The 13,280-nt window shown below is 69.7% G+C and carries 10 protein-coding genes; all 10 read left to right on the top strand.

Going from position 1 to position 13,280, the window contains the following annotated elements; translation table 11 throughout:
* Window positions 1–22 precede the first annotated feature (22 nt).
* Window positions 23–697, top strand: a complete 675-nt coding sequence (locus tag ABTV91_RS01340) for an isochorismatase family protein (protein ID WP_433852855.1) — start codon at window positions 23–25, stop codon at window positions 695–697.
* The gene (locus tag ABTV91_RS01335; RefSeq protein WP_433852854.1) at window positions 694–1,629 is read left to right on the top strand and encodes a polysaccharide deacetylase family protein; all 936 of its coding nucleotides are present in this window, start codon (window positions 694–696) and stop codon (window positions 1,627–1,629) included. Before ABTV91_RS01340 ends, ABTV91_RS01335 begins: the two co-directional genes overlap by 4 nt.
* Window positions 1,626–2,546 carry a polysaccharide deacetylase family protein gene (locus ABTV91_RS01330; RefSeq protein WP_433852853.1) on the top strand — a complete coding sequence of 307 codons (921 nt, stop codon included), beginning with the start codon at window positions 1,626–1,628 and terminating at the stop codon, window positions 2,544–2,546. Before ABTV91_RS01335 ends, ABTV91_RS01330 begins: the two co-directional genes overlap by 4 nt.
* A gap of 57 nt (window positions 2,547–2,603) precedes the next feature.
* Window positions 2,604–4,283 (top strand): electron transfer flavoprotein-ubiquinone oxidoreductase, encoded by a 1,680-nt coding sequence (locus ABTV91_RS01325; protein ID WP_433852852.1) that lies wholly within the window; start codon window positions 2,604–2,606, stop codon window positions 4,281–4,283.
* A gap of 37 nt (window positions 4,284–4,320) precedes the next feature.
* On the top strand, window positions 4,321–5,208 hold the full coding sequence (gene prpB / locus ABTV91_RS01320; RefSeq protein ID WP_433852851.1) for a methylisocitrate lyase: 888 nt from the start codon (window positions 4,321–4,323) through the stop codon (window positions 5,206–5,208).
* Window positions 5,209–5,476: 268 nt separating this feature from the next.
* Entirely contained in the window at window positions 5,477–6,364 is an 888-nt protein-coding gene (locus tag ABTV91_RS01315; RefSeq protein WP_433852850.1) for a DUF1838 family protein, read from the top strand.
* A gap of 77 nt (window positions 6,365–6,441) precedes the next feature.
* Window positions 6,442–8,916 carry a TonB-dependent receptor gene (locus ABTV91_RS01310; RefSeq protein WP_433852849.1) on the top strand — a complete coding sequence of 825 codons (2,475 nt, stop codon included), beginning with the start codon at window positions 6,442–6,444 and terminating at the stop codon, window positions 8,914–8,916.
* A gap of 82 nt (window positions 8,917–8,998) precedes the next feature.
* On the top strand, window positions 8,999–10,366 hold the full coding sequence (locus ABTV91_RS01305) for a flavin monoamine oxidase family protein (protein WP_433852848.1): 1,368 nt from the start codon (window positions 8,999–9,001) through the stop codon (window positions 10,364–10,366).
* 57 nt (window positions 10,367–10,423) lie between these two features.
* Window positions 10,424–11,596 (top strand): acyl-CoA dehydrogenase family protein, encoded by a 1,173-nt coding sequence (locus ABTV91_RS01300; RefSeq protein ID WP_433852847.1) that lies wholly within the window; start codon window positions 10,424–10,426, stop codon window positions 11,594–11,596.
* Between the two features lie 4 nt (window positions 11,597–11,600).
* The gene (locus tag ABTV91_RS01295) at window positions 11,601–13,157 is read left to right on the top strand and encodes an FAD-binding oxidoreductase (protein WP_433852846.1); all 1,557 of its coding nucleotides are present in this window, start codon (window positions 11,601–11,603) and stop codon (window positions 13,155–13,157) included.
* Window positions 13,158–13,280 lie beyond the last annotated feature (123 nt).

The following is a 13,280-nucleotide window of genomic DNA, read 5'->3' as shown; positions in this document are numbered from 1 at the left end:
CGCCGCAACGGAGAACCTTCCCATGCCCGTGATGGAAACCTCCCCGCTCACCGCCCGCCAGTACTGGGAGCAGGTCAAGGCCAACCCCAACCGCGCGAAGTTCGGCTTCGGCCGGCGCCCGGCCATCGTCAACATCGACGTGCAGCGCGCCTACACCGACCTGGCCGCGTTCAGGACCGCCTACGAAACCGACCCGCGCCAGATCGAGCACATCAACGCGCTGTCGGCGCAGGTGCGCGCGCTTGGCCTGCCGGTGGTGTGGACCTACGTGGCCTACCTGGAGTCGGGCGAGGACGCCGGCGTCTGGGGCACCCGCACCGACACCCCGGACTCGCTGCAGAACATCAAGCACGGCTCGGAGCGCGCGCAGTTCGACCCGCGCGCGGACGTGCGGGAGGGCGACATCGTCATGCACAAGCGCATGGCCAGCCCGTTCTTCGAAACCCACCTGTGGTCGCTGCTGACCTTCCACCGCGTCGACACGCTGATCGTCACCGGCGGCTCCACGTCCGGCTGCGTGCGCGCCTGCGTGATCGACAGTCTCTCGCGCGGCTACCGCACCCTCGTCCCGGAGCAGTGCGTGGCCGACAAGCACGAGATCCCGCACTTCGCCAACCTGTGCGACATCATGCTCAAGTACGGCGACGTCGAGGACGTGGATGCGGTCGCCGCGCAGCTGCAGGCGCTGCGCGCATGAACGCCGCCACCCGCTCCGATCCGGGCCTGTACGACTACTGGCCATGGGACAGCCGGCCGAAGATCACCTGGCCCGGCAACGCGCGCGTGGCGCTGTGGATCGCGCCCAACATCGAGTTCTACGAGTACGCGCCGCCGCCCAACCCGCAGCGCAGGGCCTGGCCGCGGCCGTTGCCGGACATCCTCGGCTACGGCACCCGCGACTACGGCAACCGCGTCGGCCACCAGCGCATGATGCGGGTGATGGACCGCTACGGCCTGCGCGGTTCGGTGTCGCTGTCCACCGCCATGCTCGAGCACCACCCGGAAGTGATCGCGATGGCCGCCGAGCGCGACTGGGAGTTCTTCAGCCATGGCATCTACAACACCCGCTACACCTACGGCCTGGACGAGGCGCAGGAGCGGGAGATGATCCAGCACTCGATGGCGCTGATCGCCGAGCGCACGGGCCAGCACTGCGATGGCTACCTGGCGCCGGCGCTGTCGCATTCGGACGCCACCATCGACCTGTTCGCCGAGGCCGGCGGCCTCTATACCTGCGACCTGTTCCACGACGACCAGCCCACCCCGGTGAAGACCCGTTCCGGCAGGCGTTTCGTGTCGGTGCCGTATTCGCTGGAACTCAACGACACCATCGTCTACGTCACCAACAGGATCGAGCCGCGCCGCTACGGGCAGATGATCAAGGACGCCTTCGACCGGCTGTACGCCGAAGGTGGGCAATCGGGCACGGTGATGTGCGTGCCGCTGCATGCCTACCAGGTCAGCCATCCGCACCGGCTGGCGGCCTTCGAGGAGGCGATGGACTACATCTGCGGCCACGACGGCGTGTGGAAGGCCACCGGCCGCGAGATCGCGCGGCACTACCTGGACCATCACTACGACGACGCGCTGGCCTCGATGGCGGCGGTTGCCGCGGAGGACGCCGCATGAGCCTGGACCACGGCTATCTCCAATACCCGCGCCTGCGCCATGGCATGGACCACGACCGCTACGGCTGGTCGATGCTGGCGCAGCGCCCGGCGGTGCGCTGGCCGGGCGACAGGCCACTGGCGCTGTGGATCAACCTGTCGCTGGAGCATTTCCCGCTCGACCCGAAGGGCGAGGGCTTCAAGCCGCACGGTTCGATGGTGATGCCATACCCGGACCTGCGCCACTACACCCTGCGCGATTACGGCAACCGGGTCGGCGTGTTCCGCGTGCTCGACGCGCTGGAACGGCACGGCCTGCAGGCCAGCGTCGCGGTCAACGGCGAGCTGGCGCTGCGCTATCCGGCGCTGCTGCGGCGGCTCAAGGCGCGCGCCGCCGAGCTGGTCGCGCACGGCTGGAACATGGACAGCGTGCACCACGGCGGCCTGTCGCCCGAACGCGAAGCCGGGTACATCGCGCGCACGCTGGAGGCGCTGGCGCCGTGGTCGGATACGCCGATCCGCGGCTGGCTGTCGCCGGCGCGCTCGCAGTCGGAGAACACGCCCGAGCTGCTGCGCCAGGCCGGCATCGAATGGTTCGGCGACTGGGTCAACGACGAACTGCCGTATGCGTTCGCCACCGCGCACGGCCCGCTGACCGCGCTGCCGCTGTCGATGGAACTGGAGGATCGCTTCATCGTCGGCGAGAACCTGCACGCCGAGTCCGAGTACGCCGACCAGATGATCGACGCCTGCGAGTTCCTGCTGGAAGAGGCGCAGCGCAGCGGCCAGGGGCGGCTGCTGGCGCTGAGCCTCCATCCGTGGGTGATGGGCCAGCCGCACCGCATCGGCCATCTGGAACGGGTGTTCGCGCACCTGGCCGGGCGCGCCGCGCTGCTGTGGAACGCCACGCCCTCGCAGATCGTCGCCGCCGCCCGCTGAGGCGGCTCCTGCAGCCAGACGCCGCCGCGCCCGCGGCGGCATATCCAAGAGACGCGCATGAGCAGCGAAACCTCCTCCACCCTCCCGCCGCGCGAAGCGATGGAGTTCGACGTGGTGATCGTGGGCGCCGGCCCGGCCGGGCTGTCCACGGCCATCCGCCTGCGCCAGCTGGCGGTGGAGAAGGGCCAGGAGCTGACGGTGTGCGTGCTGGAGAAGGGCTCCGAGCCGGGCGCGCACATCCTGTCCGGCGCGGTGATGGACCCGCGCGCCCTGAGCGAGCTGTTCCCGGACTGGAAGGAAAAGGGCGCGCCGCTGAAGCAGGCGGTGACCCGCGACGAGTTCCTGTTCCTGGACGCCACCGGCGCCAAGGCCACGCCCAACTGGCTGCTGCCCGAATGCTTCCAGAACCACGGCAACTACATCGTCAGCCTGGGCGAGGTGACGCGCTGGCTGGCGCAGCAGGCCGAGGCGCTGGAAGTGGCGATCTTCCCGGGCTTTGCCGCCGCCGAGGTGCTGTTTGATGAGAACGGTGCGGTGATGGGCGTGGCCACCGGCGACATGGGCATCCACAAGGACGGCACGCCGGGCCCGAACTTCGAGCGCGGCATGGAGCTGCATGCCCGGTACACGATCTTCGCCGAAGGCTCGCGCGGTCACCTCGGCCGCCAGCTGATCAGCAAGTTCAAGCTCGACGCCGGCAAGGACCCGCAGAGCTACGGCATCGGCATCAAGGAGCTGTGGCAGATCGACCCGGCCAGGCACGAGCCGGGGCTGGTGGTGCATGCCGCCGGCTGGCCGCTGGACGACGACACCTATGGCGGCGCGTTCCTGTACCACGCCGACGGCGGCAAGGTGTCGATCGGCTACGTGGTGGGTCTGGACTACAAGAACCCCTGGCTGAGCCCGTTCGAGGAGTTCCAGCGCTTCAAGACCCACCCGGCGATCCGCAAACACCTGGAAGGCGGCAAGCGCATTGCCTATGGCGCGCGCGCGATCACCGCCGGCGGCATCCTGTCGCTGCCCAAGACGGTGTTCCCCGGCGGCGCGCTGGTCGGCTGCGAGGCCGGCTACCTCAACGTCAGCCGCATCAAGGGCAGCCACGCGGCGATCAAGACCGGCATGCTGGCCGCCGAGGCGGCGTTCGAGGCGCTGGCGGCCGGGCGCTCGCGCGATGAGCTGGCTGCCTACCCGCAGGCCTTCGAGAACAGCTGGCTCAAGACCGAGTTGCTGCAGTCCAAGAACTTCAAGCAGTGGTTCAAGAAGGGCCGCACCCTGGCCACGCTGATGACCGGCATCGAGCAGTGGCTGCTGCCCAAACTGGGCCTGCGCAACGCGCCGTGGACGATCCACCGCACGAAGGCCGACCACGAATGCCTGGAGCCGGCCAGCCAGCACACGAAGATCGACTACCCCAGGCCTGACAACGTGCTGACCTTCGACCGGCTGAGCTCGGTGTTCCTGTCCTCGACCAACCACGAGGAAGACCAGCCCAGCCACCTGACGCTGAAGGATGCGACGGTGCCGGTGCGCATCAACCTGGCGCAGTACGCCGGCCCGGAGGCGCGCTACTGCCCGGCGGGGGTGTACGAGTTCGTCGGCGAGGGGGCCGACACGCGCCTGCAGATCAACGCGCAGAACTGCGTGCACTGCAAGACCTGCGACATCAAGGACCCGACCCAGAACATCGTGTGGGTGACCCCGCAGGGCGGTGGCGGGCCCAATTACCCGGCGATGTGAGATCCCGCGCGCATCGCCCAACCACAGAGGAACACCCATGAGCATTGCCAGTCCCGGCGCCCGTTTCCGCGCCGCATTGAAGGAAGAGCGGCCGCTGCAGATCCCCGGCACGATCAACGCCAACCACGCGCTGCTGGCCAAACGCGCCGGCTTCCGCGCCATCTACCTGTCCGGCGGCGGTGTCGCCGCCGGTTCGCTCGGCCTGCCGGACCTGGGCATCGCCACGCTGGACGACGTGCTCACCGACATCCGCCGCATCACCGATGTCTGCGACCTGCCGCTGCTGTCGGACATCGACACCGGCTTCGGCCCGAGCGCGTTCAACATCGCGCGCACGGTGAAGTCGCTGATCAAGGCCGGCGCCGCCGCCTGCCACATCGAGGACCAGGTCGGCGCCAAGCGCTGCGGCCACCGCCCCAACAAGGAAATCGTCACCAAGGCCGAGATGGTCGACCGGGTGAAGGCGGCCGCGGACGCGAAGACCGACCCGGACTTCTTCCTGATCGCGCGCACCGACGCGATCCAGATGGAAGGCGTGGACGCGGCGATCGAGCGCGCCGTGGCCTGCGTCGAGGCCGGCGCCGACGGCGTGTTCGCCGAAGCCTCGTACGACCTGGATACCTACCGGCGTTTCGCCGCGGCGGTCGGCGACGTGCCGCTGCTGTCCAACCTCACCGAGTTCGGGCAGACGCCGTTGTTCTCGACGGAAGAGCTGGCCTCGGCGGGCGTGGCGATGTGCATCTATCCGCTGTCGGCGTTCCGCGCGATGAACAAGGCCGCCGAAAACGTCTACACCGCCATCCGCCGCGACGGCCACCAGCGCAACGTGGTGGACACCATGCAGACCCGCGAGGAGCTGTACGAGCGTATCGGCTACCACGCCTTCGAACGCAGCCTGGACAGCACGTTCGCGGCGAAGAAATAGCCATTGGAAGTGGCGCGTGCGGCGCCGTCCGCACGCGCAACCGGGTTGTGCGCCGCATCACTTTCCGGCCGCTGCCCGATCCTGCATCGCCGCATTGCCGCGCCCACCGGGCGCCGCCGGGGGAATGGCGAAATTCCGCTTCAAATGTCTGGACATTTAAGATCTATTGATATACCCATATGTCATTGGTGACGGCGCCGCCGTCGTCGCATCGCACGCCACGATGCAGCGCCTGGCGCATCGAAGGCAATCCAACGAGAGGTGGTACGTGAACAACGTTTCCCGTTTGCTGGCAGTCGCGAAGAAGGGGTGGGGCCTGACGGTGCTGGCCGCCGCCCTGCTCCCGGTCCACGCCGCGGCCCTGGACATCGACGCGGCCGCCGACGCCGCCGAATCCATGATGAAACTGCGCTGTTCGCTGGACCCGTCGCAGGACGTGGTGGCGTGGTGGAAAGGCACCCTGTTCCAGCAGGAAACGGGCAAGGCGCCGGTTCCGCTGATGGGCTTCGAGGGCTACAACATCTGCCGCTCGGAGAAACAGGCCGACGGCACCTGGCGCATGCTCTCGCGCGAGCTGACCTTCTACCGCGACCTGAAGACCGGGCAGATCCTGGAGACCTGGGACAACCCGATCAGCGGCAAGCGCAACACCGTGGTCGACGTCGCCAACGATCCGGTGAACCAGGCGTTCAACCCGCCGGGCCGTCCGCCGATGGCGCTGCCGTGGGTGAAGGCGGGAGACCGCCTGATGCTCACCCTGAACATCCCGCTGTCGTATCCGAATCCGCTGCAGCCCGATGCGTTCCCGCTGGAATCCTCGGGGCCGGTCTATGCCGGGTCCGAACACTTCATGTTCTTCGCCTCGCGCAGGGACATGGAGAACCCGGCGCTGAAGAGCGTGCCGCTGGACTACAGCTGGACGCGCACCGGCCCCTGGCTGCCGTGGATGGAACTGGGCCAGCGTCCCGGCGGCCTGCTGTACGTGGCGCAGGGCGCCAAGCTCGGCTCGCTCGACGACCTGCCGCAGGACATCCGCGAGCGCGTGCGCACGCGCTATCCGCAGTACGCCAAGGCCCCGGCGGCCTGGGCGCAGCCCAATGTCACCAGTTGGACCTACTACCGGGATCTGAAGTCCAGGCCCGCCGCCAGGGATTGAGGCAGGCACCGTCCCACTCTTCCATCGCGGCGGCGCGCTCTCTCCCGCCTGCCGCCTCCAGCCGGGAAAACGAAACCATGAAGCACGCAAAACCCGATCAGCTCTGCGCTTCCATCGCACTGGCCCTGCTGCTGGCGGCAGGGCCCGCGGCCGCCGCCGACACCGCCGCCGAGCCGGCCGGCGACCAAGGGCAGGCGGCCTCGCCCAGCGTCACCCAGCTCGACTCGGTGGAGGTGACCGCCCGCGGTATCCGCGAAACGCTGCAGAAGACGCCGCTGCCGGTCACCGCCATCTCCGAGGAGGCCATCGAGCGGCGCGGCCTGGTGGACCTGCGCGACGTGGCCAACATGACCCCGGGCTTCTCGTTCCGCTCCACCTTCGGCCGCTACCAGGACGCGCCGGTGATCCGCGGCATGTCCAACATGTCGCCGCCGGCCTCCAACGACATCAACACCAATGCCTCGCTGTTCATCGACGGCATCTACGTCAACGGCGACATGTCCAGCTTCGGCCTGGAGAACATCGCCCAGGTCGAAGTGCTGCGCGGCCCGCAGGCCGCCGCCTTCGGCCGCAGCACCTTCGCCGGCGCGGTCAACTACATCACCCGCCGTCCCGGCAGCGCGCCGGGCGGCAAGCTGACCCTGGGCGCGGGCAACCACGGCCAGGAGAAGCTGGGCCTCTATTACGCCGGCGGCACCGAGGATGGCCGCTTCGGTTACGAGGCCAGCGTCAACAAGCGCGGCAACGACAGCCTGTTCTACAACGCCGCGTCCGGCCGCAAGGACCTCGGCGGAAGCGAGACGCTGAGCGCCATGGGCGCCATCGCCTGGTCGCCGACCGACAACCTGGACATCGTCGCGCGCGTCAGCCGGCAGAAGACGCGCGACGAGCACGTGGCGATCACGCTGATCGGTTCGGACAAGAACAACTGCTACCTGCCCACGCAGACCCCGAACCCGAACGACCCGCCCAACTACATGGTCTCGCGCACCAAGGGCTACTACTGCGGCACCCTGCCGCTGCCGGACGAGTGGCGCATCCATACCAACGGCTTCCTGGCCAAGGGGCTGATGCCGGGACTGAAGAGCGACGCCACGCGCACCAGCGTGAAGATCGATTACAACTTCGACAATGGCTGGCTGCTCAGCGCCATCACCGGCATCAACCGCCAGGAGCGCTACAGCGCGCTGGACCAGAGCTACGACGCGGTCCCGGCGCTGGTCGTCCCGGCCGGCCCGGTCAACATCACCGTGCCGGGCGCGCTGCAGACCTTCGGCCTGAACCGCTCCAAGGACTGGTCGCAGGGCCTGCGCCTGAGCAGCGACCAGGAGCGCGACCTGGCCGGCCTGATCGGCGCGTACTACTACCAGGCCGAGGGCCTGCCCGGTTACACCGGCGACCTGGGCACCGGCGTGCCGGTGCGCTCCGATCCGGGCAACAAGACCGTCAACCGCGCCGTGTACGGCCAGCTGCGCTGGCACATCAACGACAAGTGGACGACCTCGCTGGAAGCGCGCTATGCCGAGGACGAACTGAGCCTCAACGGTTCCAACTCCGCGGTGGTCAGCGGCGTCGCCTACACCCGCAACTACAGCGCCTCGGCCAAGTACTACAGCTTCACCCCGCGCTGGACCCTGAGCTACCAGGCCACCGAGAACGTCAACCTGTTCGGCCTGGTGGCCAAGGGCAACAAGCCCGGCGGCTTCAATACCTTCGCCTACGACGCGCGCCTGACCGACCAGGCCAGCGCCGACCTGATCGCGCAGGGCCTGAACAAGGTGCACGAGGAGGAAGTCACCAACTACGAGCTCGGCATCAAGAGCGACTGGCTCGACAACACCCTGCGCCTGAACGCCAACGTGTACCAGATCGACTGGGAGAACCAGGGCCTGACCGTGTCCGGCACGGCGTACCAGCGCAACGGCACGCCCTACGTCAACACCTACACCGTCAACGTCGGCGAGACGCGCATCCGCGGCTTCGAGCTGGAAGGGCAGTGGGCGTTCGCGCCGGGCTGGCTGGCCTCGGTGGTCTACGCCTTCACCGATTCGGAGATCCAGAAGTTCTTCTCGGCCGACCAGGCCGACCTGCTGTCCGACGCGTCCAACCCGAACCCGAACGCCAGCAGCCCGCTGGCCAACGTGGCCGGGCACAAATCGCCGTTCGTGCCGCGCAACAAGCTGACCGTGGGCCTGGCCTACGCCGGCGAGCTGGCCAACGGCTGGGGCTACGACGCCAACTGGGACACCACCTACGAAGGCGCGCGCTACATCCAGGTGCACAACCTGGCCAAGTTCGGCGCCTCCACGCTGAGCAACCTGCGCCTGAGCCTGACCCCGAACGAGTCGTGGCGCATCAGCGCATACGTGACCAACGTATTCGACGACGACACGCCGCAGGGCGGCCTGCGCTACCTGAGCTTCACCGCGCCGCGGATCATGGTGCCCAACGCCGCGCCCGCGACCGGCTACAGCTCCGTGCAGCAGCGCGATTTCGGCATCAGCGCGCCGATGCCGCGCATGTTCGGCGTCGAGGTGAACTACCGGTTCTGACCGGCCGTCCCGCCGCGCGTCGCGGCGGGTTCCCCACCTGGAGCAGGCGGCAGTGAACAGGAGAGAACTTCTGGGCGGAGCGATGGGGGCGGCCACTCTGGCGGCGCTGCGGCCGGCGGTCGCGGCCGCCGGCACCGCCGACGCGATCGTGGTGGGCGGCGGCCTGTCCGGGCTCGCCGCCGCGCATGCGCTGGAAGCCGGCGGCGCGCGCGTCACCGTGCTGGAAGCGAACCCGCGCGTCGGCGGCCGCCTGCATACCGTGGAGCGTGACGGCCTGCGCTTCGAGGTGGGCGGGGTCGAGGTCGGCACCGGCTACGCGCGGGTGCGCGCGCACGCGCAGCGGGTCGGCGTGGACATCGTGCCGCCGTCGGTGGCGCTGCCGCGCCCGGCCGACCTGGGGTTGGCATTCGGCGATGATCTCGTCCGCGCCACGGAATGGGAAAGCAGCCGGCACAACGTCCTGCAGGGCAGGGAGCGTGGGCTGCTGCCGCCGTTGCTGCTGCCGGCCGCGCTGGGCGCGGCGGGGCTGGCGTCGGTGGCCGGCTGGCAGGACCCGGACAACGCGGCGCTGGACATTCCCCTGTCGGACTACCTGGCCGGCAAGGGATGGTCGCCGCAGGCGATCGCGTGGATGGACATCGGCAGCAGTTTTTCCTCGGTGCATGCGATCAGCGCGCTGGACGCGCTGCGCCGCGATGCGCTGCGCCGCTTCGGCGCGCAGGGAACCGGCTGGGTGCGGGGCGGTAGCCAGGCGCTGCCGGAAGCGATGGCCGCGCACTTGGCGCGTCCGCCGGTGCTGGGCGCGCGGGTGGTGCGGGTGGACGGCACGCCGCATGGCGTGGAGGTCCGCTGCGCCGACGGCCGGCGTTTCGACGCGCCGCACCTGGTGATGGCGCTGCCCAGCGGCCCGCTCGCCCGCATCGCCATCGATCCGGCGCCGCCGCCGGCGCAACGCCAGGTGTGGGCCGACCGCCGCTACAACGCGGTCACCACCGTTCACCTGCGCGCGACCCGCCGCTTCTGGGAGCAGGACGGCCTGCCGCTGTCGCTGTGGGGCGACGGCCCGCTGCAGCGCCTGTTCGCGGTCCCCGGCGCCACGGCCGGGGAGGACCGCCTGGTCCTGTGGCTCAACGGCGCGGCGGCGCACCAGGCCGACCGGCTGGAGCGCGATGCGCGCCTGGCCTGGGCGATCGCCGCGCTGGAGCGGCTGCGGCCGGCCGCGCGCGGCGCGCTGCGGCCGCTGGAGACCCGCAGCTGGGGCAGCGACCCGCTGGCCCACGGCGCCTATTCGGAAATCGCCCCTGGCCGTTTCGCCTCCACCCTGCGGTGGAACGCGGCGGTTTCCGGCCGGATCCACTTCGCCGGCGAACAGACCGAACTGCAGGCCCCGGGCATGGAAGCGGCGGTCAGGGCCGGCGAACGTGCGGCCGCAGCAATCCTTTCGGCCTGAATGGACTACCTTATTCGTTCACCTTCCCGGCCGTGACGGCAGCTTTTCGAGACAGCAATGACTTTGAAGACCCTCAACCCCTACGACCTGTTCGATGTGCGTTCGCTGCTGAGCGAGGAAGAGCGTGCCGTGCAGGACTCCGTCGCCCGCTTCACCGACGAGCGCGTGCTGCCGATCATCGGCGACTGCTTCGACCAGGGCCGCTTCCCGACCGAACTGATCCCGGAGATCGCCGACATGGGCCTGCTGGGCAGCTCGCTGCCGGAGCAGTACGGCGGCGCCGGCCTCAACGGCGTCAGCTACGGCCTGATCTGCCAGGAACTGGAACGCGGCGATTCGGGCCTGCGCAGCTTCGTCTCGGTGCAGAGCTCGCTGTGCATGTACCCCATCTACGCCTACGGCTCGGAAGAGCAGCGCATGCGCTGGCTGCCGGACATGGCGCGCGGCAAGGTCATCGGCTGCTTCGGCCTGACCGAGGCGCACGGCGGCTCGGATCCGGCCAGCATGAAGACCCGCGCGGTGAAGGACGGCGGCGACTGGGTCATCAACGGTTCCAAGATGTGGATCACCAACGGCTCGGTGGCCGACATCGCCATCGTCTGGGCCAACACCGACGAGGGCGTGCAGGGCTTCGTGATCGAAAAGGGCACGCCGGGCTTCACCGCCCAGGAGATCAAGCACAAGATGAGCCTGCGCGCCTCGGTGACCGGCGCGCTGTTCTTCGACAACGTGCGCGTGCCCGACGCCAACCGCCTGCCCAACGTGAAGGGCCTGAAGGGCCCGCTGGGCTGCCTGACCCAGGCCCGCTACGGCATCACCTGGGGCCCGCTGGGCGCCGCCATCGCCTGCCTGGACGAAGTGCTGGCCTACACCAAGGAACGCATCCTGTTCGGGCGCCCGGTCGCGGCGACCCAGAGCGCGCAGATCAAGATGGCCGACATGGCCCGCCGCATCACCGCCGGGCAGCTGCTGGTGCTGCAGCTGGGGCGCCTGAAGGACGCCGGGCAGATGCAGCCGCAGCAGGTGTCGCTGGCCAAGTGGAACAACTGCCGCCTGGCCATCGACATCGCCCGCGAGTGCCGCGACCTGCTCGGTGGCGCCGGCATCACCACCGAGCACGGCGCCATCCGCCATGCGCTGAACCTGGAGTCGGTGATCACGTACGAAGGCACCGAGACCGTGCACCAGCTGGTGATCGGCCGCGAGCTGACCGGCATCAACGCGTTCTGAAGCGATGGACGGCCTGCATGAGACGCTCCTGCAGGCCGTCGCACCGCGATTGCCGCCCGGCGCGGGGTTGATCACCGACCCCGCGCACCTGGCCTACCTCGCCACCGACGTGCATGCGCAGGGACAGCCGCTGCTGGCGGCGCTGCGCCCCACCGACGCCGGCCAACTGGCCGAGGCGGTCGGTACGCTGGTCGAGGCCGGCATCGCGGTGGTGCCGCGCGGTGGCGGCATGAGCTACACCGGCGGCTATCTGGCCGCGCGCCAGCCGAGCGTGCTGGTGGATACCGGCGGGTTGGACCGCATCGTCGAGATCAACGTCGAGGACGCCTACGTCGTGGTCGAGGCGGGCGTCACCTGGGAACGCCTGCGCCAGGCGCTGGACGCGCGCGGCGTGCGCACGCCGTACTTCGGCCCGATGTCCGGCTCGCACGCCACCGTCGGCGGCGCGCTGGCGCAGGGCAGTACGTTCCACGGCTCCGGCCGCCACGGTAGTTCCGCCGAGTCGGTGCTGGGGCTGGAGGTGGCCACGGCCCGCGGCGAGCTGCTGCGTACCGGCTCGGCGGCGGCCGGCACCGCGCCGTTCTTCCGCTGGCACGGTCCGGACCTGACCGGGTTGTTCCTCGGCGACTGCGGCCTGCTCGGGATCAAGACCCGCGCCACGCTGCGGTTGTTGCCCAGGTCCGCGCATGTGGACTACCTGTCGTGGCAGTTCGCACGGCCTGCGCAGCTGCTGGGCGCGATGGCGGCGCTGGCCCGCGCCGGCCTGCCGTCGGAGGTGGCGGCATTCGACCCGGGCCTGGCGCAGGTACGCATGCGTCGCGCCGGCCTTGGCGCGGATGCCAAGGCGCTGGGCAACGTCATCCGCAGGGACGGACTGCTCGGCGGACTCCGACTGGCCGCCAGGGGCCGCCGCTTCCTCGATCCGCACATGTTCAGCCTGCACGTCACCGTGGAAGGCGATTCGTCCGCCGAACTCGCCGCCCGCGTGGACGCGGCGCGCCGCGCGGTGGCCGGATCGGGCCACGAGGTGGAGAACAGCGTGCCCCGGGTGATGGCGGCCAACCTGTTCGCGGCGAAGAACGCGATGCTCGGGCCTTCAGGCGAACGCTGGGCGCCGGTGCACGGCATCGTCCCGCACTCGGCGGCCGTACGCCTGTTCGACGCGCTGCAGGCGCTGTTCGCGCGCGAGAAGGACGCCATGCAGCGCCATGGCCTGTTCGTCGGCACCCTGATGACCACCATCGGCGCGCAGGCCGTGCTGATCGAGCCGTGCCTCTATTGGCCGGATTCGCACAACGCCTTCCACCAGCGCACCGTCGACGCCGTGCACCGCGCCCGCATCGGCTGCCCGGACGACAATCCCGGGGCCCGCGCCGCGGCCGACGCGCTCAGGCACGCCATCGCCGGGGTCATGCGTGCCGAAGGCGCGGTCAATTTCCAGATCGGCAAGTTCTACCGCTACCGCGAAGGCCGCGACCCGGCCGCGCTGGCGCTGCTGGATGCGGTCAAGGCGCAGCTCGACCCGAAGGGACTGATGAATCCCGGCGTGCTGGCGCGCTGAGCGCGGCGCCGTGCACGACGTGCCGGACTTCCGTAGGACCGGCTTCAGCCGCGAAGGCTCCTGCTTCCTTCCAAGGCTGCAAAAACCTTCGCGGCTGAAGCCGCTCCTACGACGGATCCGGCT

Origin of the sequence: Stenotrophomonas nitritireducens, assembly GCF_050984405.1 — a bacterium.
Classification (GTDB): Bacteria; Pseudomonadota; Gammaproteobacteria; order Xanthomonadales; family Xanthomonadaceae; genus Stenotrophomonas; species Stenotrophomonas nitritireducens_B.
The sequence above is the reverse complement of the archived record's forward strand: the minus strand, read 5'-3'. Positions and strand labels throughout refer to the sequence as shown.

Excerpts from the sequence above, each read along its gene's own strand:
- ABTV91_RS01325 (WP_433852852.1), top strand. The coding sequence starts at position 2,604 with ATGAGCAGCGAAACCTCCTCCACCCTCCCGCCGCGCGAAGCGATGGAG.
- ABTV91_RS01335 (WP_433852854.1), top strand. The coding sequence starts at position 694 with ATGAACGCCGCCACCCGCTCCGATCCGGGCCTGTACGACTACTGGCCA.
- ABTV91_RS01340 (WP_433852855.1), top strand. The coding sequence starts at position 23 with ATGCCCGTGATGGAAACCTCCCCGCTCACCGCCCGCCAGTACTGGGAG.
- ABTV91_RS01295 (WP_433852846.1), top strand. The coding sequence starts at position 11,601 with ATGGACGGCCTGCATGAGACGCTCCTGCAGGCCGTCGCACCGCGATTG.
- ABTV91_RS01300 (WP_433852847.1), top strand. The coding sequence starts at position 10,424 with ATGACTTTGAAGACCCTCAACCCCTACGACCTGTTCGATGTGCGTTCG.
- prpB (WP_433852851.1), top strand. The coding sequence starts at position 4,321 with ATGAGCATTGCCAGTCCCGGCGCCCGTTTCCGCGCCGCATTGAAGGAA.
- ABTV91_RS01330 (WP_433852853.1), top strand. The coding sequence starts at position 1,626 with ATGAGCCTGGACCACGGCTATCTCCAATACCCGCGCCTGCGCCATGGC.
- ABTV91_RS01305 (WP_433852848.1), top strand. The coding sequence starts at position 8,999 with ATGGGGGCGGCCACTCTGGCGGCGCTGCGGCCGGCGGTCGCGGCCGCC.
- ABTV91_RS01310 (WP_433852849.1), top strand. The coding sequence starts at position 6,442 with ATGAAGCACGCAAAACCCGATCAGCTCTGCGCTTCCATCGCACTGGCC.